22 protein-coding genes are annotated in these 22,478 nt (G+C 72.6%); 9 read left to right on the plus strand and 13 right to left on the minus strand.

Going from position 1 to position 22,478, the window contains the following annotated elements; genetic code table 11:
* Positions 1-32: 32 nt before the first annotated feature.
* The 3 genes from ABZ948_RS18320 to ABZ948_RS18330 all read right to left on the minus strand — a co-directional run bounded on the left by ABZ948_RS18320 (position 33) and on the right by ABZ948_RS18330 (position 2,895).
* Positions 33-1,247: an acetyl-CoA C-acetyltransferase gene (locus tag ABZ948_RS18320; RefSeq protein ID WP_359760712.1), complete on the minus strand. Its 1,215-nt coding sequence runs from the start codon at positions 1,245-1,247 to the stop codon at positions 33-35.
* An 11-nt stretch (positions 1,248-1,258) separates the two neighbouring features.
* Positions 1,259-2,404: a CaiB/BaiF CoA transferase family protein gene (locus ABZ948_RS18325; protein ID WP_359760714.1), complete on the minus strand. Its 1,146-nt coding sequence runs from the start codon at positions 2,402-2,404 to the stop codon at positions 1,259-1,261.
* A gap of 110 nt (positions 2,405-2,514) precedes the next feature.
* Positions 2,515-2,895: an MmcQ/YjbR family DNA-binding protein gene (locus tag ABZ948_RS18330; protein ID WP_359760715.1), complete on the minus strand. Its 381-nt coding sequence runs from the start codon at positions 2,893-2,895 to the stop codon at positions 2,515-2,517.
* A gap of 91 nt (positions 2,896-2,986) precedes the next feature.
* Between ABZ948_RS18330 and ABZ948_RS18335 the strand changes: the two genes are divergently transcribed.
* Positions 2,987-4,165 carry a saccharopine dehydrogenase family protein gene (locus ABZ948_RS18335; protein WP_359760717.1) on the plus strand — a complete coding sequence of 393 codons (1,179 nt, stop codon included), beginning with the start codon at positions 2,987-2,989 and terminating at the stop codon, positions 4,163-4,165.
* 22 nt (positions 4,166-4,187) lie between these two features.
* On the opposite strand, the gene mmpA is transcribed toward ABZ948_RS18335, so the two are convergent.
* Positions 4,188-4,334 carry a morphogenic membrane protein MmpA gene (mmpA, locus tag ABZ948_RS18340; protein ID WP_010042861.1) on the minus strand — a complete coding sequence of 49 codons (147 nt, stop codon included), beginning with the start codon at positions 4,332-4,334 and terminating at the stop codon, positions 4,188-4,190.
* Positions 4,335-4,513: 179 nt separating this feature from the next.
* Between mmpA and ABZ948_RS18345 the strand changes: the two genes are divergently transcribed.
* Positions 4,514-4,708 (plus strand): hypothetical protein, encoded by a 195-nt coding sequence (locus ABZ948_RS18345; protein WP_359760719.1) that lies wholly within the window; start codon positions 4,514-4,516, stop codon positions 4,706-4,708.
* On the opposite strand, the gene ABZ948_RS18350 is transcribed toward ABZ948_RS18345, so the two are convergent.
* The 3 genes from ABZ948_RS18350 to ABZ948_RS18360 form a co-directional block, all read right to left on the minus strand.
* On the minus strand, positions 4,696-5,388 hold the full coding sequence (locus tag ABZ948_RS18350) for an endonuclease V (protein WP_359760721.1): 693 nt from the start codon (positions 5,386-5,388) through the stop codon (positions 4,696-4,698). The two genes, ABZ948_RS18345 and ABZ948_RS18350, sit on opposite strands and share 13 nt — an antisense overlap.
* Before the next feature lie 74 nt (positions 5,389-5,462).
* Positions 5,463-5,786 carry a hypothetical protein gene (locus tag ABZ948_RS18355; RefSeq protein WP_031112667.1) on the minus strand — a complete coding sequence of 108 codons (324 nt, stop codon included), beginning with the start codon at positions 5,784-5,786 and terminating at the stop codon, positions 5,463-5,465.
* Positions 5,787-5,856: 70 nt separating this feature from the next.
* Positions 5,857-6,948 (minus strand): WD40/YVTN/BNR-like repeat-containing protein, encoded by a 1,092-nt coding sequence (locus ABZ948_RS18360; protein ID WP_359760722.1) that lies wholly within the window; start codon positions 6,946-6,948, stop codon positions 5,857-5,859.
* A 255-nt stretch (positions 6,949-7,203) separates the two neighbouring features.
* Here ABZ948_RS18360 and ssgD point away from each other — a divergent pair, with 255 nt between their 5' ends.
* Positions 7,204-7,620, plus strand: a complete 417-nt coding sequence (gene ssgD / locus ABZ948_RS18365) for a spore wall synthesis regulator SsgD (RefSeq protein WP_031112664.1) — start codon at positions 7,204-7,206, stop codon at positions 7,618-7,620.
* 23 nt (positions 7,621-7,643) lie between these two features.
* Here ssgD and ABZ948_RS18370 read toward each other — a convergent pair whose 3' ends face one another.
* The gene (locus ABZ948_RS18370) at positions 7,644-8,288 is read right to left on the minus strand and encodes a GOLPH3/VPS74 family protein (RefSeq protein WP_359760724.1); all 645 of its coding nucleotides are present in this window, start codon (positions 8,286-8,288) and stop codon (positions 7,644-7,646) included.
* 306 nt (positions 8,289-8,594) lie between these two features.
* Here ABZ948_RS18370 and ABZ948_RS18375 point away from each other — a divergent pair, with 306 nt between their 5' ends.
* Both ABZ948_RS18375 and ABZ948_RS18380 read left to right on the plus strand, forming a co-directional pair.
* On the plus strand, positions 8,595-10,220 hold the full coding sequence (locus ABZ948_RS18375) for an ABC-F family ATP-binding cassette domain-containing protein (protein ID WP_359760726.1): 1,626 nt from the start codon (positions 8,595-8,597) through the stop codon (positions 10,218-10,220).
* A 10-nt stretch (positions 10,221-10,230) separates the two neighbouring features.
* On the plus strand, positions 10,231-12,507 hold the full coding sequence (locus tag ABZ948_RS18380) for an ATP-binding cassette domain-containing protein (RefSeq protein WP_359760728.1): 2,277 nt from the start codon (positions 10,231-10,233) through the stop codon (positions 12,505-12,507).
* Here the strand turns inward: ABZ948_RS18380 and ABZ948_RS18385 are convergent.
* Both ABZ948_RS18385 and ABZ948_RS18390 read right to left on the minus strand, forming a co-directional pair.
* Complete coding sequence (locus ABZ948_RS18385) at positions 12,491-13,687, minus strand: ABC transporter substrate-binding protein (RefSeq protein WP_359760730.1); 1,197 nt, start codon at positions 13,685-13,687, stop codon at positions 12,491-12,493. The two genes, ABZ948_RS18380 and ABZ948_RS18385, sit on opposite strands and share 17 nt — an antisense overlap.
* A gap of 30 nt (positions 13,688-13,717) precedes the next feature.
* Entirely contained in the window at positions 13,718-14,095 is a 378-nt protein-coding gene (locus ABZ948_RS18390) for a hypothetical protein (protein ID WP_359760732.1), read from the minus strand.
* Between the two features lie 283 nt (positions 14,096-14,378).
* Between ABZ948_RS18390 and ABZ948_RS18395 the strand changes: the two genes are divergently transcribed.
* The 3 genes from ABZ948_RS18395 to ABZ948_RS18405 all read left to right on the plus strand — a co-directional run bounded on the left by ABZ948_RS18395 (position 14,379) and on the right by ABZ948_RS18405 (position 18,875).
* Entirely contained in the window at positions 14,379-16,775 is a 2,397-nt protein-coding gene (locus tag ABZ948_RS18395) for an Orn/Lys/Arg family decarboxylase (RefSeq protein ID WP_359760733.1), read from the plus strand.
* Positions 16,776-16,930: 155 nt separating this feature from the next.
* Positions 16,931-17,707 (plus strand): dimethylargininase, encoded by a 777-nt coding sequence (gene ddaH / locus ABZ948_RS18400; protein ID WP_359760735.1) that lies wholly within the window; start codon positions 16,931-16,933, stop codon positions 17,705-17,707.
* A 190-nt stretch (positions 17,708-17,897) separates the two neighbouring features.
* Positions 17,898-18,875, plus strand: coding sequence for an acyl-ACP desaturase (locus tag ABZ948_RS18405; protein ID WP_359760737.1), 978 nt, complete (start codon positions 17,898-17,900; stop codon positions 18,873-18,875).
* 171 nt (positions 18,876-19,046) lie between these two features.
* Here ABZ948_RS18405 and ABZ948_RS18410 read toward each other — a convergent pair whose 3' ends face one another.
* Positions 19,047-19,292, minus strand: a complete 246-nt coding sequence (locus tag ABZ948_RS18410) for a WhiB family transcriptional regulator (protein ID WP_031112647.1) — start codon at positions 19,290-19,292, stop codon at positions 19,047-19,049.
* A 229-nt stretch (positions 19,293-19,521) separates the two neighbouring features.
* On the opposite strand from ABZ948_RS18410, the gene ABZ948_RS18415 reads away from it, so the two are divergent.
* On the plus strand, positions 19,522-20,325 hold the full coding sequence (locus tag ABZ948_RS18415; protein WP_359760739.1) for a VOC family protein: 804 nt from the start codon (positions 19,522-19,524) through the stop codon (positions 20,323-20,325).
* Here the strand turns inward: ABZ948_RS18415 and ABZ948_RS18420 are convergent.
* Together ABZ948_RS18420 and ABZ948_RS18425 are read right to left on the minus strand one after the other, a co-directional pair.
* Positions 20,322-21,359: a LacI family DNA-binding transcriptional regulator gene (locus tag ABZ948_RS18420; RefSeq protein WP_359760741.1), complete on the minus strand. Its 1,038-nt coding sequence runs from the start codon at positions 21,357-21,359 to the stop codon at positions 20,322-20,324. The genes ABZ948_RS18415 and ABZ948_RS18420 overlap by 4 nt on opposite strands.
* Positions 21,360-21,465: 106 nt before the next feature.
* A complete protein-coding gene (locus ABZ948_RS18425; protein WP_359760743.1) occupies positions 21,466-22,467 on the minus strand; it encodes a multicopper oxidase domain-containing protein in 1,002 nt (333 codons plus the stop codon).
* Positions 22,468-22,478: the final 11 nt, after the last annotated feature.

Genomic DNA, 22,478 nt, shown 5'->3' on the forward strand with positions numbered 1-22,478 from the left:
GGAGGTGCTCCGTGTGATCCGTCGGGAGGGGGTCAGATGCGCTCGACGATGGTGGCGACGCCCATGCCGCCGCCGACGCACAGCGTGGCGAGGCCGTAGCGCTTGTCCTGGCGCTCCAGTTCGTCGACGAGGGTGCCGAGGATCATCGCGCCGGTGGCGCCGAGGGGGTGGCCGAGCGCGATGGCGCCGCCGTTGACGTTGACCTTGTCCAGGGACAGGCCCATGTCCCGCGCGTAGCGCAGGACGACCGCCGCGAACGCCTCGTTGATCTCGACGAGGTCGATGTCGTCGATGGTCAGACCGGCCTTGGCGAGGGCCTTGCGGGTGGCGGGGGCGGGGCCGGTGAGCATGATCGTGGGCTCGGAGCCGGAGACGGCGGCGGAGACGATGCGGGCGCGGGGCGTCAGGCCGTAGCGCTCGCCGACCTCCTTGGAACCGATCGCGACGAGCGAGGCGCCGTCGACGATGCCGGAGGAGTTGCCCGCGTGGTGGACGTGGTCGATCTTCTCCACCCAGTGGTACTGCTGGAGCGCCACCGCGTCGAAGCCGCCGAGTTCGCCGATGTCCGCGAAGGACGGCTTCAGCTTGGCGAGGGAGTCGGCAGTGGTGCCGGGGCGCATGTGCTCGTCGTGGTCGAGGACGACGAGGCCGCTGCGGTCCTTCACCGGGACGACGGACTTCTCGAAGCGCCCTTCCTTCCAGGCGGTGGCGGCCCGTTCCTGGGAGAGGGCCGCGTACTCGTCGACGTCCCGCCGGGAGAAGCCCTCGATGGTGGCGATGAGGTCGGCGCCGATGCCCTGCGGCACGAAGTTGACCTGGAGGTTGGTCATCGGGTCGTTGAACCAGGCGCCGCCGTCGGAGGCCATCGGCACGCGGGACATCGACTCGACGCCGCCCGCGAGGACGAGGTCCTCCCAGCCCGAGCGGACCTTCGCCGCGGCCAGGTTGACGGCTTCCAGGCCCGAGGCACAGAAGCGGTTCTCCTGGACGCCCGCGACCGTGTCGGGCAGCCCGGCGGCGATGGCCGCGATCCGCGCGATGTCGGAGCCCTGGTCGCCGACCGGGCCGACGACGCCGAGGACGATGTCGTCGACGGCGGCCGGGTCCAGGCCCGGGAAGCGGGCGCGGATCTCGTGGATGAGTCCGACGACCAGGTCGATGGGCTTGGTGCCGTGCAGGGCGCCGTTGGCCTTGCCGCGCCCGCGCGGGGTGCGGATCGCGTCGTAGACGTACGCTTCGGTGCTCACGAGGAGGCCTTTCACTGAGGGGTGCGGGGCGCGGACAGGAGCCCGGGGACGTCCCAGTCCCGGGCGACGTCCGCGGTGTCGGCGCCCGGCCGGGCCGGGCCGCTGCGGACGGAGGTCGGGGTCGCGGAGAAGCGCGGGGCCGGGGCGGGCTGGGTGAGGCCGTCGTGGTCGGTGAAGGTGCCGCGGGCGGCCAGGTGCGGGTGGTGCGGGGCCTCGCGCAGGGAGAGCACGGGCGCCACGCAGGCGTCGGAGCCGTCGAAGACGGCCGTCCACTCGTCCCTCGTACGGCTCTTGAAGCGGGCGGCGACCCGTTCGCGCAGTTCACCCCATCGGGCGATGTCCTTGCGGGCCGCGGCCTGGTCCTCGACGCCGAGGAGGGCGAGGAACTCCGCGTAGAACCGCGGCTCCAGGGCGCCCACGGCCATGTGCTTCCCGTCGGCCGTCTCGTACGTGCCGTAGTACGGGCAGCCGCCGTCCAGGAGGTTGGCGCCGCGGCGGTCCTGCCAGCCGCCGGCGGCGAGCATGCCGTGGATCATCGCGGCGAGGTGGGCGGTGCCGTCGACGATGGCGGCGTCGACGACCTGGCCGGTGCCGGTCGCCCGCGCGTGGTGGAGGGCGGCGAGGACGCCGACGACCAGGTAGAGGGAGCCGCCCGCGTAGTCGCCGAGCAGGTTGGCCGGGACGGCCGGAGGTTCGTCCGGCCGGCCGATCATGCCGAGGACGCCGGTGGGGGCGATGTACGCGATGTCGTGTCCGGCGCGGTGGGCCAGCGGGCCGTCCTGGCCCCAGCCGGTCATCCGGCCGTAGACGAGACGCGGGTTGCGGGCGTGGCAGGGCTCGGGGCCCACGCCGAGGCGCTCGGCGACACCGGGGCGGTAGCCCTCGATCAGGACGTCGGCGCGGGCGGCGAGGCCGAGCACCTGGTCAGGGCCGTCCGGGGACTTGAGGTCGACCACCACCGAGCGCTTGTTGCGGTTGGTGACGTCGTACGCCGGGTCGATCGCGAGGCCGGGGCCGCCGGGCCGGTCCACGCGGACGACGTCGGCGCCGAGGTCGGCGAGGAGCATGGCGGCGAACGGGCCGGGCCCGATGCCGGCCAGCTCGACGACGCGCACACCGGTGAGCGGGCCGTGCCCTGGCGTCCCTGCCGTGGTCATCCAGCCCCCAGTGCTGTGACACAAGTGATGTAACACCAGCGATGCTAAGAACACGTTCCAGTCGGCACAAGACCTGAACGAGCAAGCGCTTAGCAATCTGCCGGACCGGGTCAGGGCGCGTCCAGCTCCGCCGTCAGCCGCTTCGGCGCGATCACCCGGTAGCTCTCCTCCACCCAGTCGCAGAGCACCTCCACGCCCGGGGCGCCCTGTCGCTCCAGCGGGATGCTCACCCAGCCGGCCTTTCCCAGGCCGTATCCGGCGGGCTCGGCGCCGGGGCACGCCAGCGCGTGCGCGTGGGCCGTCTCGTCCTTGAGCTTCACCGTCACACCCAAGGGGTAACTGCCGTCCTCGACGCCGAGGAAGACGAACACCTTCTTGTTGACCTTCGCCACGGACTCGCCCCACGGGAACTCCTCGACGGCACCCGGCAACCCCAGCGCGAACGCGCGCACTTTCTCCCACTTCTTCAGGGCATTCCTGGGCACGGCCATCGTCGTCCTCCGGGCTCGTCGTCGGGCTCCGCACTCCTCACGCTAGCCTCGGCCACCGACAGCGGCACGGGCTGCACGACCGAGGGGTGTCATGAGCAGGCAAAACAGGACGGACCGTCCGTACGACATCGTGCTCTTCGGAGCGACCAGCTTCGCCGGAGCGCTCACCGCGGAGTACCTCGCCGCCCACGCCCCCGAGGGACTGCGCTGGGCGATCGCGGGCCGGAGCGAGGAGAAGCTGCGGCGGCTGCGCGAGGGACTGCCCGGTGACGCGGAGGTCGACGTGCTGCGGGCGGACGTGTCCGACCCGGAGTCGCTGCGCGCCCTCGCCGGGCAGGCGCGCGTGGTGGCCACGACGGTCGGCCCCTACGTCACCTACGGCGAGGAACTGGTCGCCGCCTGCGCGGACGCCGGGACGGACTACCTCGACCTCTGCGGCGAGCCCGAGTTCGTGGACCTGATGTACGTCCGGCACGACGCCCGCGCGCGGGAGACCGGGGCGCGGCTGGTGCACGCCGCCGGATTCGACTCGATCCCGCACGACCTGGGCGCCTACTTCACCGTGCGGCAGCTGCCGGAGGACGTGCCGCTGAGCGTCGAGTGCTTCGTCACCGCCGACGGGGCGTTCTCGGGCGGGACCTTCGCCTCCGCCCTCAACCAGTTCGCCCGGCAGCGGGAGATGGCGGCGGCCGCACGGGACCGGCGGCGGCACGAGCCGCGGCTGGTGGGCCGGCGGGCGTCGGCACCGCTCGGCGGGCCGCGGTTCGCCAGGGAGGTCGGGGCGTGGGCGCTGCCGATGCCGACCATCGACCCGCAGATCGTGCGGCGTTCGGCGTCGGCGCTCGACCGGTACGGGCCCGACTTCCGGTACCGGCAGTACGCGGCCGTGCGGCGGCTCCCCGTCGCGGTGGGCGGGGTCGCGGCCGTCGGGGCGCTGGTGGCGGCGGCCCAGGTGCCGCCCGCCCGGCGCTGGCTGTCCGGCCGTCTCAAGCCCGGTGACGGGCCGAGCCCGCAGAAGCGGGCGAAGAGCTGGTTCTCGCTGCGCTTCGTGGGCGAGGGCGGCGGCCGGCGGGTGTACACGGAGGTCTCGGGCGGCGATCCCGGGTACGGCGAGACGGCGAAGATGCTGGCCGAGTCGGCGCTCTGCCTGGCCTTCGACGACCTGCCGAAGACGGCGGGTCAGGTCACGACGGCCGTGGCGATGGGTGACGCGCTGACCGACCGGCTGCGCGCGGCGGGCATCCGCTTCCGCGTGGCGTCGACGGGCTGAGGGGCCGCCGAAGGGCCGCGGCCTACAGCGGCCACTCGGCGATGGTGTAGATCATCCCGGCGATCCAGCCGAGTCCCGCCAGCACGGCGAGGATCAGTCCTATGGTGACGGCCCGCTCGACGGTCTGGGTCGGGCCGGCGACAGGCTTGGGGGCGCGGTGCGTTGTCATGCGCCCCAGCCTGCCGACGGGGCCGGTGGCCCGGCATCCGTACAGGTACTCAGAGCCGGTACTCAGGTCACCCCGCCCGCCCCGGCAGACCTCTCCCTCTGTTTGAGACTTTCCACGCCCCAGCCCCCGGCGACAGCTCGGAAAGTGCCAACAAGGACTTCAATGAAATCCTTGAAGGCATGCGATTCCTTCTCGAAGTCACCATGGACGACGCCGCGTTGACGAGGGACCCGGCGGGCGAGCTGGGCCGGATCCTCAGGTACTGGGGCGGCAATCTGCACCACTACGCGCTCGAGCCCGGGGACGGTTCGCTCGTGTACGACTCGGAGTACCGCGAGGTGGGCCGCTGGCGTGTGGAGGGTCAGGCGGAGTAGGTCGCCCGCAGCGCCTTCCGGCACAGCGCGTCCGCCCTGCGCGTGGTCTCCGGGAGGCGGTACCGGGGGGTCAGCGCGAGGGTGTGCGCGCAGGCGCCGGCCAGGGACACGCGGTGCCCCACGGAGACGAAGACCGGCTTGACGGCGTCCCGGGTGCGCAGGGCGCGGCCGACCTCCTCGGTGCCGGCGAGCAGCGGGGAGCTGCTGCCGCGCGGGGTGTCCGGGTCGTCGTGGGTGAAGGTGAACGGGTTCTTCGCGACGCCGATCGTGGGCAGTCCGGTCAGCACGCCGAGGTGGCAGGCGAGGCCGAAGCGGCGGGGGTGGGCGAGGCCGTAGCCGTCGCAGACGACCAGGCCGGGCGGGCAGGGCAGGGCGTCGAGCGCGGCGAGGACCGCGGGGAGCTCGCGGAAGGCGAGCAGTCCGGGCACGTAGGGGAAGGAGACCGGGCCCACCGCCGTGGCCTCGGCGACGACGTCCAGGCTCGACGCGTCCAGCACGACCGCTGCCGCCGCGACGACGTCCCGTTCGTCGTCGTAGGCGACGTCGACCCCGGTCACACGGCCCGTGCCGGGCGCCGGCCCCGGTTCGTCGAGGACCAGCCGGGCGCGCAGCTCGTCCTGGACGGCGCGGGCCTCTTCCTCGCTGGCGGGCCAGTCTTCGGGGATGCGTACGGTCGTCATGGTTCCCCGAGCCTACGGGCAGCGCGAAGGCCGGCGGGGTCAGGGAACCCCGCCGGCCTCGTCAGGTGTGTGCCTCACTTGCCCAGTGCGCGCTGCAGCTGGCTCTTGTTCATGCTGGAACGGCCCTCGACGCCCTTGCGCTTGGCCTCCTGGTAGAGCTGGTCGTAGGTGGGGCCCTGGGAGCCCTGCCCCGACCGCTGGCCGCCGCGCTTGCTCGACGACATGTCCTTCGTCGACGTGCGGCTGGCCGTCTTCGACTCGCCGGAGCGGGCGCGTTCCTTGTTCACCGTCCGCGAGGCGATCTCCTTGGCGCGGCCGGTGCTCTCGCCCCGGTCCTGCGCGCTCTTCTTGATGTGCTCGTACTGGCGCTCCCGCTTGGAGCTCGAACCGCGTGGCATGACCGCTCACTTCCTTTCAGCTTCAGTGAACGAGTACCCACACTGCCAACAATCAGGACATAGCGCTCGCTCAATGCTCCAGGCGGGCAACCCGTCCCTTCTCTCCGGCTGCCCAGCACCCTTGGTCCGGGGTGCAGTCGACGGTGTCGTAGGAGCCCGTGTCGACCGTCCGCCAGGTGCGGCCGCCGTCCGTGGTGAGGTCGGTGCCGGTGGGGCCGACGGCGAGGGCGGCCGTGCGGCTGTGCGGGAGCCAGGCCACGCCGGAGCGGTAGGCGGACGGGGGCGTGGCGGCGGGGCGCCAGGTGCGCCCGCCGTCGGCGGTGCGGGCGGCGGCGCGCGGTGCGGGCTGGTCGGGGCGGAAGTCACCGCCGACGGCGAGACCGTGGGCGCGGTCCCGGAAGGCCAGCGCGAAGACGCCGCGCGCCGGGTCGCCCGCCGGCAGGGGCGTGTCGGTGGCCGTCCAGGTGCGTCCCCGGTCGGCGGAGTGCAGGACACGCGCGCGTGCGGCCCCGCCGGTGGCGAGCCAGACGTCCTTCGGCCCGGACGTCACCAGGCACTGGCCGCTCGCCGCGAACCCGGCCTCGCCCTCCTGCGCGGCCGGCATGCCCGCGGTCGGCAGCACCCTCCAGGTGCGGCCGCCGTCGCCCGTCGACAGGATGCGGAACCTGCCGTCCACCGGGTCGCTCATCGCGAGGCCGTGGCGGTGGTCGAAGAAGGCCATGCAGTCGTAGAAGGCCTTCGGATCGGTGTTGCGGAAGGACTCCGTCCAGGTCGCTCCGCCGTCGTCGGTGCGGTACACGCGGGACGCCTCGCCCTCGCCGATGGCCAGGACGACGGCCCGGCGGGCGTCGAACGCCTCGACGTCCCGGAACTGCACCTCCCCCGCGCCCGGGGGCGAGACGTTCCGCCACGTCGCGCCGCCGTCCGTGGTGCGCAGGACGGTGCCGCCGGTCCCGGCGGCCCAGGCCGTGTCACGGCTGACGGCGGCCAGTCCGCGGAACCGTACGTCCGGGGTGCCGGTGTCCTTCAGCTGCCAGTGCGGCACCCGCTCCGGCTCGTGTGCCTGTGCCGGTGCGGCGGTCGTCGCGGCCAGGGCCGCCGCGCACGCCGTCGCCGCGATCGTCCCGCGTCGTGTCCGTCCCGTCCGTCGCGTGCTCCCCATGCGCCTCATGGCCGGGGAAGCTAGCCCACCGCCCGGGTGCCGTCCAGACGGCCTCGGGGGCGCCCGGGTCGATCTGCCGGGCACCACAAGTGCCCTTCGTGGCGCATGAGGAGAGCCATGTCACTCCCGTGCATGAACGCGGTGACAGAGGTCACTCGCAATTCGTGTGCACGGATTGGCTGATTCCGTCGTCTCTTCCATTGCCCGGCCTCATCCGCCCGGAAGTGTCCGTCGCCGTCACAAGGGAGCAAGGCGTTGTCCATCGTCATCGAGCAGCCCGTGGAGGCCCGCCTCGTCGCCGCCGCGCCGCGTATGCCGAGCATTCCCGCGACGCTGCACTACGACCGGCGTGACCCGTTCGCCGTCCGCATGACCTTCCCCGCCCCGGCCACGCTGGAGGGCGTCGAGGTCTGCTGGACCTTCTCCCGCGAGCTGCTCGCAGCGGGTCTGAAGGACCCCGAGGGCCACGGCGACGTGCGGGTGCGGCCGTACGGGTACGACCGCACGGTGCTGGAGTTCCACGCCCCGGAGGGCACGGCCGTGGTGCACGTCCGGTCGAGCGAGGTGCGCCGTTTCCTGGAGGCCACGAGCGAGCTCGTGCCCGTCGGCCTGGAGCACCTCCAGCTGGACCTGGACCACGACCTCGCCGAGCTGATGCGGGACGCCTGCTGAGCTGACGGTCCCGGGGCGGCGGGTCAGGGCGAAGCGGGTGCCGTCAGCACCGATGACACCGCCGCGCTCACCTCGCGCACGAGGTTCGCCGGTCCGGGCGACGCCGCCCCGGCCCGCTCGGTCAGCTCCTCGACGCGCTGCTCGCGGGCGCCGTGGTCCTGGCCGAGGAGGTCCGCGGCGGCGGCGAGCACGGCGACCGCGGCGTCCCGCTCGGAGACTCCGGCGACCGGCGACGGGCCCAGGAGGACCTGCCGCGTCTCCTCCCGCAGCGCGTCCACGACGGCGACGCGCTCCAGCGCGTACTCCACGGACGGGAAGACGCCGAGGACGCGCTTCTTCTCCGCCCGCAGCCACCCCTCGGACACCAGCTGCTCGCGCACGGCGTCCAGGGTGACCCGGGCCCGCAGCGTCACCCAGGTCCGCCAGGAGTGCGGGCACGACTCGCGGACGAGTTCCAGCAGCCCGTCGAGGACCGCGTCACCCGCGGCCGCGTCCAGGTCGACCGGCGTGGCGATGCCGTCCTCGTCGGTGAGCAGGCCGTGCCGGGCCAGCTCCACGAGGGCCCCGGCCCGCACCAGGGCGGACAGCCGGGCGGTGGCCACAGGCCGTGCGGTGTCCCAGGCGAGCAGGCAGAGCCGGGCCGGCAGCGAGAGCGGGCCGTGGGGCACGGGGCCTCCTGGGGGCGGGGAGAAACGGGCTTCACGTTAATCCGTTGACAGGCTCCAGGCCCGTTTCTACGGTGTACAGCGGTCCTGTTGCCGTCGATTGGAGAAGGACGTTGCTCGTCTGAGGTCCTGAGACACCGCCGCCTCACACCTGTCCGGTGTGGGTGTGCTGCGTGCGACCTCGGCGATCGAGCCGTCCTCCGGTGCAGGGCTTTCCTCATGCCCGTGGAGCCTCTCCCTCCCCTGGTCGCAGGTGTCTCGACACGCGTTTGCCCCTGACCGCTTCGAGCAACCGCGAGTGAGGCCCACATGCCTGCTTCCATCACCGTCACCTCCCTGTCGTTCACCTGGCCCGACGGCTCTCCCGTCTTCGAGGACCTGGACGTCGCGTTCGGCCCCGGCCGGACCGGCCTGGTCGGCGTCAACGGGTCCGGCAAATCGACCCTGCTGAAACTGATCGCCGGTGAGCTCGCCCCGGCCGACGGCACCGTCCGCGTGGCCGGCGAGGTCGGATACCTCCCGCAGAACGTCACCCTCGACACCGCCCTGCGCGTCGACGAGGCGCTCGGCATCGCCGAGCGGCGGGCCGCGCTGCACGCCATCGAGGCGGGCGACGTGTCCGAGGCGCACTTCGAGACCGTCGGCGACGACTGGGACGTCGAGGAGCGCGCCCTGGCCACCCTCGGCGAACTCGGCCTCGGACACGTCGGGCTGGACCGCACCGTCGGCGAGGTCTCGGGCGGCGAGTCGGTCCTGCTGCGCCTGGCCGCGCTGCTGCTGCGCCGGCCCGACGTGCTGCTGCTGGACGAGCCGACCAACAACCTCGACCTGTACGCGCGCAGACGGCTGTACGCGGCCGTCGAGGCCTGGCCGGGCGTGCTGGTCGTCGTCAGCCACGACCGGGAACTGCTGGACCTCGTCGACCAGATCGCGGATCTGCGTTCCGGCGAGATCACCTGGTACGGCGGCAACTACTCCGTCTACGAGGAGGCACTGGAGACCGAGCAGGAGGCGGCCGAGCGCATGGTGCGCGTCGCCGAGGCCGACTTCCGCCGACAGAAACGCGAACTGACCGACGCCCAGGTCAAACTGGCCCGCCGCAAGCGGTACGCGCAGAAGATGTACGACACCAAACGCGAACCCCGGGCCGTCATGAAGCTCAGGAGCCGTGCGGCCCAGGTCTCCGCGGGCAAGCACCGGATCATGCACGAGGAGAAGCTCGCCGAGGCCAGGGAGCGGCTCGACGATGCGGTGGAGGCCGTACGGGACGACGACGAGATCCGCGTCGACCTGCCGTTCACGGCGGTGCCGCCGGGGCGTACCGTCCTGACTCTCCAGGATCTCGGGCTCCGGTACGGCGCCCGGGTGACGGGCGGCCTGGATCTGCGCGGTCCCGAGCGGGTCGCGCTGGTCGGGCGCAACGGCGCGGGCAAGACCACGCTGCTGCGCACGATCGCCGGGGAGCTGGCTCCGGAGGCGGGCGAGGTGACGGCGCACGTCCCGCTGCGGTTCCTGCCGCAGCGGCTCGACGTCCTCGACGGGGAGCGGACGGTCGCCGAGAACGTGGCCCGGTTCGCGCCGGCCGCCACCAACAACCGGATCCGGGCGCGGCTGGCCCGCTTCCTGTTCCGGGGCGCCCGGGCCGACCAGAAGGCGGCGACGCTCTCCGGCGGCGAACGCTTCCGGGCGGCCCTGGCGGCGCTGATGCTGGCCGATCCCGCGCCGCAGTTGCTCATGCTGGACGAGCCGACCAACAACCTCGACATGGCCAGCGTGCGACAGCTGACCACGGCCCTGGAGTCCTATGAGGGGGCGCTGATCGTGGCCAGTCACGACCTGCCGTTCCTGGAGTCGATCGGGATCACCCGCTGGCTGCTGCTGGAGGAGGGAGAACTGAAGGAAATCACGTCAGAAGCTGTCGGGTTTCCCGCCTAGCGTCGGGTGCATGCCCGCATTCATCACTCTGACCGGAGCCCGCGAGAACAACCTCAAGGACGTCACCCTGCGCATCCCGAAAGGCCGGCTGACCGTGTTCACCGGCGTTTCGGGGTCCGGGAAGTCGTCGGTCGTCTTCGACACGATCGCGGTGGAGTCGCAGCGCCAGCTGAACGAGACGTATCCGTGGTTCGTCCGCAACCGGCTGCCCAAGTTCGAGCGGCCGCACGCGGACGGCCTGGAGGACCTCTCCCCCGCGATCGTCGTCGACCAGCGGCCGGTCGGCGGCCACTCCCGGTCGACGGTCGGCACCATGACGGACGTCTACTCGGTGATCCGCGTCCTGTTCTCCCGGCACGGCACCCCGAGCGCCGGACCGGCCACGGCGTACTCGTTCAACGACCCGTCGGGCATGTGCCCCGAGTGCGACGGCCTCGGCCGGACGGTCCGGCCCGACTGGGACCGCATCCTGGACCCGGACCGCTCACTCGCCGGCGGGGCTGTCCGCTTCCCGCCGTTCGCCGCGGGGACGTGGCAGGGCCAGGCGTACACCAACAGCGCCGACCTCGACCCGGACAAGCCGGTGGGGCGGTTCACCGCCGCCGAGCGGGAGTTCCTGATGCGCGGGCGGCCGGGCAGCAAGGTCACCGTCAACGGCAGCGGCGGCACCTGGACCACCGAGTACGAGGGCCTCGCCGACCGCTTCGAGCGGCTGTACCTGAAGCGGGACCTGTCCGCCATGAGCCAGAAGACCCGCGACCTGGTCCGGGAGTTCCTGACGGAGGGCGTCTGCCCGGCCTGCCGGGGGGCACGGCTCTGCGCGGCGGCGCTCGCGACCCGGATCGACGGCCGGTCGATCGCCGACTGCGCGCGCATGCAGGTCACGGACCTGATCGCCGTACTGAAGGAGATCGACGACCCGGTGGCCCGGCCGATCGCCGGCGCGGCCGTGGCCGCGCTGGAGCGCATCGAGGCGATCGGCCTCGGCTACCTCAGCCTCGACCGGGAGACGGCCACGCTCAGCGGCGGGGAGGGGCAGCGGCTGAAGACCGTGCGGCACCTCGGCTCCAGCCTGACCGGCATGACGTACATCTTCGACGAGCCGAGCGTCGGTCTGCACCCGCGCGACGTGGGCCGGCTCGGCGATCTGCTGCTGCGGCTGCGCGACAAGGGCAACACCGTGCTGGTCGTCGAGCACGACCCGGACGTCATCGCGCTGGCCGACCACGTCGTCGACATGGGGCCGGGCGCCGGAACCGGGGGCGGCACGGTGGTGTTCGAGGGGACGCCGGAGGAACTGGCCGCGTCGGACACGCTCACCGGTCGCTGTCTGCGCCGGCGTACGGCGGTCAAGGAGGAGGTGCGGCGGGCCACCGGCGAACTGTGGGTGAAGGGCGCCGACCGGCACAACCTGCGCGACGTGACCGTGCGGTTCCCGACCGGTGTGCTCACGGCGGTCACCGGGGTCGCCGGGTCCGGGAAGAGCACCCTGGTCGGGGAGTTCACCGCCGCCCACGACGAGGCCGTGGTCGTGGACCAGTCGTCGATCGGGATCTCCGGCCGGTCCACCCCGGCGACGTACCTGGGGATCATGGACACGGTACGGAAGGTCTTCGCCCGTGAGACGGGCGCCGAGGCGGGCTTGTTCAGCTTCAACTCCAGTGGCGCCTGCGGTACCTGTGAGGGCCGGGGCATCATCTACACCGACCTCGCCTTCATGGACCCGGTGACGACGACCTGCCACGACTGCGAGGGGCGGCGCTTCAAGGAGGAGGTGCTGCGGCTCACCGTCCGGGGCCGGTCCATCGCCGACGTCCTGGAGATGACGGCCGAGCAGGCCCTCGGCTTCTTCGACGACCCGGGCGCGGCCCGGCGGCTGCGCGCCCTGCGGGACGTCGGACTCACCTATCTGACGCTCGGGCAGCCCCTCTCCACGCTCTCCGGCGGTGAGCGGCAGCGCATCAAGCTGGCCACACGACTGCACCGCACGGGCGCGGTCTACGTCCTCGACGAGCCGACGACGGGCCTGCACATGGCGGACGTGGCGGGACTCGTCGCCCTGCTGGACCGGCTGGTCGACACGGGCAACACGGTCGTCGTCGTCGAACACAACCTGGACGTCGTCGCCCGGGCCGACTGGGTGATCGACCTCGGCCCGGACGGCGGCAGGGACGGCGGCGAGGTCGTCTTCGAGGGCACGCCGCGACAACTCCTGGACGTGCGGGGTTCGTCCACCGGGGAGCATCTGCGGCGGGCGGTCCGGGCGGACGTCAGCCTGCCGGCGTGAGTTCCCCGGTGAGCCGTACGCCCGGGTGGGCGCTGTTGCTGACGACGGCGAGGCGGGGGCCGTGCCGGTCGTGGTGCCACTGCCCGCCGGCCAGCGGGAGGAGGGCGATGTTGGGGGTGGGCCCCCGTGTCCAGTCGAGGCGGCCGGCGATGGTGTCGAGGGTGGTGCCGGAGAGGGCCTGTGCGACGGAGGCCCGGTCGGTGGGATCGTCCGCCGCCGTGAGGGCGTGGTGCGCGGTCTCCAGCAGGGCGTGGGCGAGGCCGAGGGGCTGGAGCCAGGCGGCTCCGGTGTCCTGCCGGTAGGCGTGGGCGAGTTCGGCGCAGATGGTGCCGTCGAGGCCGGAGCGGTACGGGTGGTCCGGGCTCCAGTAGACGAGCGTGGCCACGCGGGCGTCGGCGAGCTCGCCGTGGACGTCGGCCGCGGGCGTGGTGTGGGTGTGCGGGTAGGTCAGCCAGCGCGAGCAGGTGATCAGCCGCGGCCGCACCCCCGCCGCCCGGGCCCGGCGGTGGAAGAGGGCGAGGTCGGTGGCGGTGGCGGCGCTGGTGACGCGGTCGGCGCCGTGCTCGCGCAGCCGGTCGACCTGCGCGGTGAAGCCTGCGGCCGGTTCCCGGTAGGCGCCGAGGTCGACCAGGGTGTGCCCGCGCGGGGACGTCACCGGGCCGAAGCCGTACCGGTCGTGGCGCAGCAGCTCGCCCTGCAGGTCGTCGTTCCACAGACATCCGACGGCGCCGGAGCCGCCGACGCGCTCCCACAGCTCGGCGAAGACGGCGGCGATGTCGTCCAGCCCCCACGCGAAGTGGTACGTCCAGCGGAAGCGGTGCCCGGGCCCGGCCCCGCGGGTGTGGACGTACGCCTGCCAGGGGAACGTGGTCGACAGGCAGGGGACCCGGGCCTCTTCGCAGGCGTCCGTGACGGCGGGCAGGACCCGGGTGCCGGCCATGGTGAGCACCAGGTGCGCGCCGTCCGTGCCGGCCAGGTCCCGTACGGCCCGCCGGGCCGCGTCCGGATCCGAACGGCTGTCGCGCACGGCGACGGTCACGTCGTAGCGGCGGCCGCCGTTGCGGACGTGCGCCAGCCGGGGTGCGAGTCTGCGCAGGACGTACGACAACGGTGAGCCGAGGGGGGCCAGCCGGCCCGTCAGCGGCGCGACCACGCCCACGCACAAGGAAGTCGACGGCACCGGGGCCCCTCTCTCAGTCGCCGTGAGCGCTCAGTGGCCGGAACGGTCCGCGGTGACGCAGGTGGTCTTGCTGAACACCGCCACCGTCTCGTTGCCGCAGTTGTTGCTGTGGCCCGAGGCGTTCCGCGCGAAGAGCAGGTTGGACAGGACACCGCCGCTGGGGCCCGCCTGGTCGCCGCCGCCCCTGCCGTCGTCCTCGGTCACACAGGTGCGCTCCTTGAACAGCGCCACCTTGCCGGTCCCGCAGAGGTTGGCGTGGCCGGAGGAGTTCCTGCCCGAGACGTTGGAGAGCACTCCGCCCGCTCCCGCGTCGCCGTCACCGGCATGGGCCGTGGCCATGCCGGCGGGGACGGCCATCAGCATCCCCACGATCGAGGCCACTACCGCCATGCGCCGCGTGCCGTACATCTGTGTCGGTTTCCTTCCGCTGGATCGATCGCCGGCCGGGGCGGCCGGAGCACTACGACTAACGACACGTCGGAAGATCGACACGGCTCCGCCGAGGTGAATGATCCGCATGACCGTTGATCAGGTACTCCGACGGGATGCCGGAACCGCAGGCGTTGACCCGTCAAGGCGGTGTCCGCGCCGCGCACCGATCGGGTGGTTTGGCGGGCCGCCGGCCGATCAGGCGTGCGGGGCCCGCGAACACTGGGCGGGGGTGGCGCGGGCCACCGGGGAGGGGAACGGCATGGGTGACAGCACAGTTCTGGTGGCGGTGGCGGAGGCGGGGCGTCCGGAGGCGGGGGGTGCCGCCGCCGGGCAGATGGCGCGGATCGCCGAGGCGATCCGGGGGCGCGGCTTACAGGTCCGGTGGGCGGGGAGCGTCCCCGACGCCGAGGCGGTGCTCAGGACGGAGGCGGGCCTGGCCGCCGCGGTGGTCGCCTGGGACCTCCCGGGCGGGCCGAAGGCCGACGGTGAACCGGGCGGCGCGGCGGTACTGCGGCGGATCGGCCGCCGCTTCCAGAACCTGCCCGTGTTCCTGGTCATGGCCGAGGAGGGACTGCGCGACCTGCCGCTGTGGGTGTCGAAGTCGGTCGTGGGCTATGTGTGGCCGCTGGAGGACACTCCTGCGTTCATCGCGGGGCGGATCACCACCGCCGCGCGCGCCTACCAGGAAGCCCTGCTCCCGCCGTTCTTCAAGGCGCTGCGACGCTTCGAGGACGCGCACGAGTACTCGTGGCACACCCCCGCGCACTCCGGCGGTGTCGCCTTCCTGAAGTCGCCCGTGGGCCGGGCCTTCCACGACTACTTCGGGGAGCGGCTGCTCCGCAGCGATCTGTCGATCTCGGTGGAGGAGCTCGGCTCCCTGTTCGAGCACACCGGCCCGATCGGCGAGGCGGAGCGCAACGCCGCGCGGGTCTTCGGCTCCGACCACACCTATTTCGTGCTGCACGGCGACTCCACCTGCAACCGCCTCGTCGGGCACTTCAGCGTGACCCGTGACGAGATCGCCCTGGTGGACCGCAACTGCCACAAGTCGGTCCTGCACGGCCTGGTCGTCTCCGGCGCCCGGCCGGTGTACCTGGTCCCCACCCGCAACGGCTACGGTCTCGCGGGACCGCTGCCGCCGGCCGAGATCGCGGCGGAGTCGGTGGCGGCGCGGATCGCCGCGAGCCCCCTGGCGGCGGACGCCGTGTCCTCGCGCGCCCAGTACGCGGTGTTCACCAACTCCACGTACGACGGCCTGTGCTACGACGCGGTGGCGGCGGCCCGGGTCTTCGCCGCGGGCACGCCCCGGCTCCACTTCGACGAGGCGTGGTTCGCGTACGCCCGCTTCCATCCGCTCTACACGGGCCGGTACGGCATGTCGGTGGACGAGCAGGCCTTCCCCGGCCCCGACCGGCCGACGGTCTTCGCGACCCAGTCCACGCACAAGCTGCTGGCCGCGTTGTCGCAGGGCGCCATGGTGCACGTGCGGCCCGGGCCACGGGCACCGGTGGAGCACGACCGGTTCAACGAGGCGCTGATGATGCACGGCACGACGTCGCCGCTGTACCCGATGATCGCCTCGCTGGACGTGGCCACGGCGATGATGGACGGGCCGCAGGGGCAGTGGCTGATCGACGAGGCGGTGACCGAGGCGGTCCGGTTCCGCCAGGAGATGGTGCGGCTCGGGCGGCGGATCGAGGCGGCGGGCGACCGGCCGCCGTGGTTCTTCGGGGTGTGGCAGCCGGACCACGTGACCGACCCGGCGACCGGCGCACGCCTGCCCTTCGAGGAGGCCCCGGCGGAGCTGCTGGCGACGGAGCCCTCCTGCTGGCACCTCGAACCCGGCGCGGACTGGCACGGCTTCCCCGGCCTCACCGACGGCTACTGCATGCTCGACCCGATCAAGGTCACCCTGACCTGTCCCGGGATCGACGCGACGGGCGAGATGTCCGAGCGGGGCATCCCCGCGCGGGTGCTCACCGCGTACCTGGCCACGCGCGGCATCGTCGTGGAGAAGACGGACAGCTACACCACGCTGGTGCTGTTCTCCATGGGCATCACCAAGGGCAAGTGGGGCACCCTGCTGGACGCCCTCATGGACTTCAAGGACCTCTACGACGGTGACGTCCCGCTCGACCGCGTGCTGCCCGCACTGGTCGCCGAGCACCCGCGGCGCTACGCCGGGCTGACCCTGAGCGCCCTGTGCCAGGAGATGCACGACCACCTGCGCGAGTCCCGCCTGGTCGAACTCCTCGACACCGCCTTCCGGGAACTCCCGGAGCCCGTCGCCCCGCCCCAGCAGTGCTACCAGCGCCTGATCCGGGGCGGCACGGAACGGCTGCGCCTGGTCGACGCGCCGGGTCGGGTCGCCGCGGCGATGGTCACCGTGACGCCGCCCGGCATCCCGGTCCTCATGCCCGGCGAGGACACCGGCGCGGCGGACGCCCCACTCCTGCGGTACCTGAGCGCCCTGGAGTCCTTCGACCGCCGCTTCCCCGGGTTCGGCAGCGAGACGCACGGGGTGACGCGTGACCCCGACAGCGGCGACTACCTGATCGAGTGCCTGCGCACGGACGAGAGGGACGGAACCGACAGCACCAGCGCCACGACGCCGGCTCAGCGGCGGGATGCGGAGGGCATCGGTTCGGTGGGCTGAGTTCACGGCGCCCGGCGCCCCGGCCCCTCCCCGGGGGTGTCCTCTCCCCCGTTCGCCCTGCATGATGGTCGGCCGACGCCCGATGCGCTCCGGCCGATCCCGGAAGCTCCGTCGGTGCGGTCCCGACACGTCCCATCCGATACGGAGTCACGCTCGTGCCCAGCAAGAAGGCCCTCGTCCGCCGCCCCAGCCCGCGACTCGCCGAAGGGCTGGTGACCCACATCGAGCGGGAGCGGGTCGACGCCGACCTCGCGGTCGAGCAGTGGGAGGCGTACGTGCAGGCCCTGCGCACGCACGGCTGGGAGACCATCGAGGTGGACCCGGCCGACGACTGCCCGGACTCGGTGTTCGTCGAGGACACGGTCGTGATGTACAAGAACGTGGCGCTGATCGCCCGCCCGGGCGCCGAGTCGCGGCGGGAGGAGACCGCCGGGGTCGAGGAGGCCGTGGCGGGCCTGGGCTGCTCGGTCAACTGGATATGGGAGCCGGGCACGCTGGACGGCGGCGACGTCCTGAAGGTCGGCGACACCGTCTACGTGGGCCGCGGCGGCCGCACCAACGCCGCCGGCGTCCAGCAGTTGCGCGCCGCGTTCGAGCCGCTGGGCGCCCGGGTCGTCGCCGTACCCGTGAGCAAGGTGCTGCACCTGAAGACGGCGGTCACCGCGCTGCCCGACGGGACGGTCATCGGGCACATCCCGAAGATGGACGCGCCCTCCCTGTTCGCGCGTTTCCTGCCGGTGCCCGAGGAGTCCGGGGCGCACGTCGTGCTGCTCGGCGGCGACAAGCTGCTGATGGCGGCGAGCGCGCCGAAGACCGCGGAGCTGTTCGCGGACCTCGGGTACGAACCGGTCGTCGTGGACATCAGCGAGTTCGAGAAGCTCGAAGGATGTGTGACATGTCTCTCGGTGCGGCTGCGGGAGCTGTACGTCTGAGCGGCTGAGCGGACCGCCCGTCCGGCCGCCGACCTGCGGGTCCGGAGGACGTGGCGCGCATGCGGACGACACCGCTGATCAGGGGCCTTTACAGCGTCCTTAACCTACGGCCTCGTAACCTACGGCAACGTAGCCTACGATGCCGTAGGTTTCTGCACACCGCTCGTACGCATGTCCCCCTGGAGAGTCCATGACGATCACCACTCCCCACCTCGGCAGCCCCGCCGGCGCCTGGACCGACGCTCAGCTGCTGTACGCACTGGAGGAAGTGGTCGAGAAGGAGCTCAACCGGCATCTGAAGGTCGCCAAGGACTGGATGCCGCACGAGTACGTGCCGTGGAGCGACGGGCGCAACTTCCCCGGTCTCTTCGAGGACGGCGAGGCCTGGGAGAAGGAGCAGTCCAAGGTCACGGAGATCGGCCGCATCGCGCTCGTCGTCAACCTGCTGACCGAGGACAACCTGCCCAGCTACCACCACGAGATCGCCTCGCTGTTCGGCCGCGACGGCGCCTGGGGCACCTGGGTGCACCGCTGGACCGCCGAGGAGGGCCGGCACGGCATCGTGATGCGCGACTACCTCCTCACCTCCCGCGCGGTGGACCCGGACAAGCTGGAGGAGTTCCGGATGTCCCACATGAGCGAGGGCTTCGAGTCGGACAACCGTCACTCGATGCTGCACTCGGTCGCCTACGTCGCGTTCCAGGAGCTGGCCACCCGCATCTCGCACCGCAACACCGGCCACCAGTCCGGCGACCCCATCTGCGACCGCATGCTGTCCCGGATCGCCACCGACGAGAACCTGCACATGGTCTTCTACCGGAACCTGCTCAAGGCCGCCTTCGAGCTGGCCCCCGACCTGACCATGCAGGCCGTGCGGGACGTGGTCGTGAACTTCCGCATGCCCGGCCACGGCATCCCCGGCTTCGAGCGGGCCGCCGCGCAGATGGCGATCGGCGAGGTCTACAACCTGCGCATCCACCACGACGACGTGCTCCAGCCCGTGCTGCGCTTCCTGAAGATCATGGAGATCGACGGCTTGGGCCCCGAGGGCCGCAAGGCGCAGGAGGAGCTGGGCCTGTTCATGGGCGGCCTGGACTCCGAGGCGTCGAAGTTCGACGAGAAGCTGGCCGCGCGCAAGGCCCGCATGGCGGCCCGCGCCGGCGCCTGAGGACAGCCCGGCGCACACGGCCTTCGAGGGTGATCCTCCGGCGCGTGGAGCCTTGAGGCCCCGGCGCACACGGCCCTGAGGCCCCGACCGTCACGAGCGGTCGGGGCCTCACGGTGTGTCCCGGGGTGCTCGTGGGGCGGCTCCCTCCCGGGGCCGCGCGCCTCGGTGCGGCTAGCGCGACGTGCGCCGCAGCTCCAGCCGTTCCTTCTCCGACAGACCGCCCCAGACGCCGAAGCGCTCGTCGTTGCTCAGCGCGTACTCGAGGCAGGCCGGGCGGATCGGGCACAGCCCGCAGATCCGCTTCGCCTCCCGCACCGAGCTGCCGGGCTCGGGGAAGAAGAACTCCGCCCCGGTCTGCGCGCACAACGCCTCCTGCTGCCAGGCGAGTTCGGGCGAGGTGATGGTGTCGATGTGCATGTCCGGAAGCGTCCCGGACGGCACAAAACGTTCGATCAACGCGGGATCAACACCGCGTTCACGGGCCTCCGGCCGGCCTCGATGGTCGCCTGCCGCACGGGCCGGCGCACGGCGGCGCGCGGGAACGAGTGAAACGCGTCCGGCGGCCCGGCGCTCCGGCGGCGGTTGTCAGCGGGCGGTGCGAGACTCGGCAGAGCAGACGACGGGACCCCGCGCGAGGAGGGCGACGATGCTCACCACCCGTTTTGTCACCGGTGCTCCGAACTGGATCGATCTCGGCACCCCCGACATCGACGGCGCCGCCGCCTTCTACGGCGGTCTGTTCGGCTGGGATTTCCGGCCGGGCGGGCCCGAGGTCGGCGGATACGGCCTCTTCCAGCTCGGCGGCCGGACCACCGCGGGGGGCATGCAGACCACGCCGGAGCAGGGCCCGCCCTCCTGGACGGTGTACTTCCAGGCCCCGGACGCGGATGCCACGGCGCGGGCGGCCGAGCAGGCGCACGGCGCGGTGCTGCTGCAGCCCATGGACGTGCAGGACCTGGGCCGCATGGCGATCCTCGCCGACCAGGCCGGGGTTTCCTTCGGCCTGTGGCAGCCGGGCCGGAACACGGGCCTGGAGGTCGTCCAGGAGCCCGGCTCGCTGTGCTGGATCGAGCTGTACACGGCGGACGTCCCGGCCGCGGCCGCCTTCTACCACTCGGTGCTCGGTTTGGAGACGGCCGGCGTCGACTTCCCCGGCGGCACGTACACGACGTTCAACCCGGCCGGGGAGGGCGAGGACGCCATGTTCGGCGGTGTCGTACCGCTGGCCGACGACCCGGGCGAGCAGGAGGCCCACTGGCTGCCGTACTTCGAGGTCGGCGACACGGACGCCACCGTCGCCCGGGCGCAGGAGCTGGGCGGCACGGTCCGCATGCCCGCCACCGACTTCCCCGGCGTCGGCCGCGTCGCCAAGCTGTCCGACCCGTACGGCGCACGCTTCGCGGTGATCCGCAGCGAGCCGCGACCGGGCCAGGACGTCCGGCCCCTCTAGGCGGAGGCCCGCCGCACCAGTGTCGTCGGCAGGACCACGCTGGACGGCGTGCCGGGGGCGCCCTCGCGGGGGGCGGCGCGGTCGAGGTCGCGCAGGAGGAGGCGGGCCATCAGGCGGCCCATCTCCTCGATGTCCTGGCGGACCGTCGTGAGCGGCGGGTCGGTCTGTTCCGCGACGGGCCGCATGTCGTCGAAACCGATCACGGCCACGTCGTCGGGCACCCGCCGGCCGGCTTGCCGCAGGACGCGCAGGGCCCCCGAGGCGGTGAGGTCGTTGGCGGCGAACACCGCGTCGAGGTCCGGGCAGCGGTCGAGGAGTTCACGCATCGCGCGCTCCCCTCCGGCCGGGGTGAAGTCGGCCTCGGCGATCAGCCGCGGGTCGGCGTCCACCATGACGTCCCGGTAGCCGTCGAGCCGGTCCACCGCCGAGGTCTGGTCGAGCGCGCCGGTGATGTGCGCGATACGGGTGCGGCCGAGGCCGGCCAGGTGGCGGACGGCGTCGCGGGCACCGCCGCGGTTGTCGCTGTCGACGTACACCACGCCGCGCCGGTCGCCGCTCCAGCCGGGCCGCCCGCCGAACACGGTGGGGACACCGGCCCGTTGGATCAGCTGCGGCAGCGGGTCGTCGAGGTGCAGGGAGAAGACGAGGGCCCCGTCGACGTGCCCGCCGGCGAGGTACCGGCCGACCCGCGCGTGGTCGTCCCGGCCCTCGGTGAGCAGCAGCACGAGCTGGTTGTCGTGGGCCGTGAGCTCCTTGCTGATGCCGCGCAGCTGGAGCGCGAAGAACGGGTCGGAGAACACGCGCGTCTCCGGCTCGGCGACGACCACCGCGACCGCGTCGTGCCGCCGGGTCACCAGGGAGCGTGCGGCCTGGTTGGGCACGTACCCGAGTTCGTCGACGGCCTTGCGGACCCGCTCGACGAGGGTGTCCCGCACGCCGTCCCCGCCGTTGACCACGCGGGACACCGTGGCCCGCGAGACACCGGCCCTGGCGGCCACGGCCTCCAGGGTGGGACGCGGCGCTGCGTCGGTCACTTCGGGGCTCCTCACCTGCGGCTGCGGATCAGGATAGCCCCGGGGCCGGTCAGGGGTGAGAGCGCTCTCGCGCCCGCCTCGGAGGGCGGCCCGGCTCATGCGCCCGTCAGTGCTCGTGTCCCTCCCGCCGCCCCTCCTGCCGCTCCGCGCGCTGACCGTGCTGCCCGTGCTCGTGCGGGTCGTAGCCGGGGATGGTGCCGTCCGGTTTCTTCACCAGGAACAGCCCCACCATGCCCATGTCGGAGTGGCTCTGCACGTGGCAGTGGTACATCCAGGCGCCGGCGCCGACCCCCTCCCCCGCGATCACCTGGAAGCCGAACGAGTCGGCCGGGCCGGTGATCTTGTTGTCGATGACCTGGCTGGGGTCGTCGGGGCCGGTCAGCATGCCGGTGCGGTTGTCCGCCCAGCGGTGACCGTGCATGTGGAACGTGTGGTAGAACTCGCCGTGCGTGATCACGACGAACTCGACCCGGTCCCCCACCGTGGCCTCGAAGTCCGGCCCGGAGTGCGGCGCCTTGTTGTTGATGAGCATGTCGTTGAAGACGACCGTGTGCGTCCGGTCCGGCAGGACGTCGCCCTTGCGGCGCACGATGACCGCCCCGAACAGGCCCTTCTGCAGCCCCTGGGTGCCGTGGTCCGTGCCGACGACGTGATCGTGGTAGTGCCAGTAGCCCGCGCTGCCCGCCCGCCAGGTGCCGTCCTTGCGGCGGCCGGGGGCGTGCGTGCGCCACGTGTAGGTGCGGGTGCCGCCGGGCTCGACGTGGCTGCGGTTCAGTTTCGTGCCGTCGCTGGTGATCTCGTAGTCCAGGCCGTGCACGTGCAGGCTCACCGCCACGTCCATGGTGTTCTCGAACTCGACGTGCAGGGTGTCGCCTTCGTTGAGTTCGATCAGCGGACCGGGGACGGTGGCCTTGCCCTTCTCCAGGCCGTAGCCCATCTGACCGTCCGCCAGCTTCTCGGCGTACATCCGGATGCGCTTCACCTCACCTCCGGCGGGTGCCGTCTTCGCCGGTCCGTCGGCGCTGATGGCCTCCGGCGCCACGGACAACGATGTCGCGACGGCCGCGCCGCCCAGCAGGACCCGCCGGTTGAAGCTGCGTCTGTCCATGCGGAACTCCC

Origin of the sequence: Streptomyces olindensis, assembly GCF_040645895.1 — a bacterium.
Lineage (GTDB): Bacteria > Actinomycetota > Actinomycetes > Streptomycetales > Streptomycetaceae > Streptomyces > Streptomyces olindensis.

Coding starts and splice junctions, on each gene's coding strand:
- ABZ948_RS18395 (WP_359760733.1), top strand. CDS start 14,379: ATGGGTGACAGCACAGTTCTGGTGGCGGTGGCGGAGGCGGGGCGTCCG.
- ABZ948_RS18425 (WP_359760743.1), bottom strand. CDS start 22,467: ATGGACAGACGCAGCTTCAACCGGCGGGTCCTGCTGGGCGGCGCGGCC.
- mmpA (WP_010042861.1), bottom strand. CDS start 4,334: ATGACAACGCACCGCGCCCCCAAGCCTGTCGCCGGCCCGACCCAGACC.
- ABZ948_RS18355 (WP_031112667.1), bottom strand. CDS start 5,786: ATGCCACGCGGTTCGAGCTCCAAGCGGGAGCGCCAGTACGAGCACATC.
- ABZ948_RS18380 (WP_359760728.1), top strand. CDS start 10,231: ATGCCCGCATTCATCACTCTGACCGGAGCCCGCGAGAACAACCTCAAG.
- ABZ948_RS18330 (WP_359760715.1), bottom strand. CDS start 2,895: ATGGCCGTGCCCAGGAATGCCCTGAAGAAGTGGGAGAAAGTGCGCGCG.
- ABZ948_RS18345 (WP_359760719.1), top strand. CDS start 4,514: ATGCGATTCCTTCTCGAAGTCACCATGGACGACGCCGCGTTGACGAGG.
- ABZ948_RS18350 (WP_359760721.1), bottom strand. CDS start 5,388: ATGACGACCGTACGCATCCCCGAAGACTGGCCCGCCAGCGAGGAAGAG.
- ABZ948_RS18410 (WP_031112647.1), bottom strand. CDS start 19,292: ATGCACATCGACACCATCACCTCGCCCGAACTCGCCTGGCAGCAGGAG.
- ABZ948_RS18375 (WP_359760726.1), top strand. CDS start 8,595: ATGCCTGCTTCCATCACCGTCACCTCCCTGTCGTTCACCTGGCCCGAC.
- ABZ948_RS18390 (WP_359760732.1), bottom strand. CDS start 14,095: ATGTACGGCACGCGGCGCATGGCGGTAGTGGCCTCGATCGTGGGGATG.
- ABZ948_RS18360 (WP_359760722.1), bottom strand. CDS start 6,948: ATGGGGAGCACGCGACGGACGGGACGGACACGACGCGGGACGATCGCG.
- ABZ948_RS18335 (WP_359760717.1), top strand. CDS start 2,987: ATGAGCAGGCAAAACAGGACGGACCGTCCGTACGACATCGTGCTCTTC.
- ABZ948_RS18405 (WP_359760737.1), top strand. CDS start 17,898: ATGACGATCACCACTCCCCACCTCGGCAGCCCCGCCGGCGCCTGGACC.
- ABZ948_RS18415 (WP_359760739.1), top strand. CDS start 19,522: ATGCTCACCACCCGTTTTGTCACCGGTGCTCCGAACTGGATCGATCTC.
- ABZ948_RS18325 (WP_359760714.1), bottom strand. CDS start 2,404: ATGACCACGGCAGGGACGCCAGGGCACGGCCCGCTCACCGGTGTGCGC.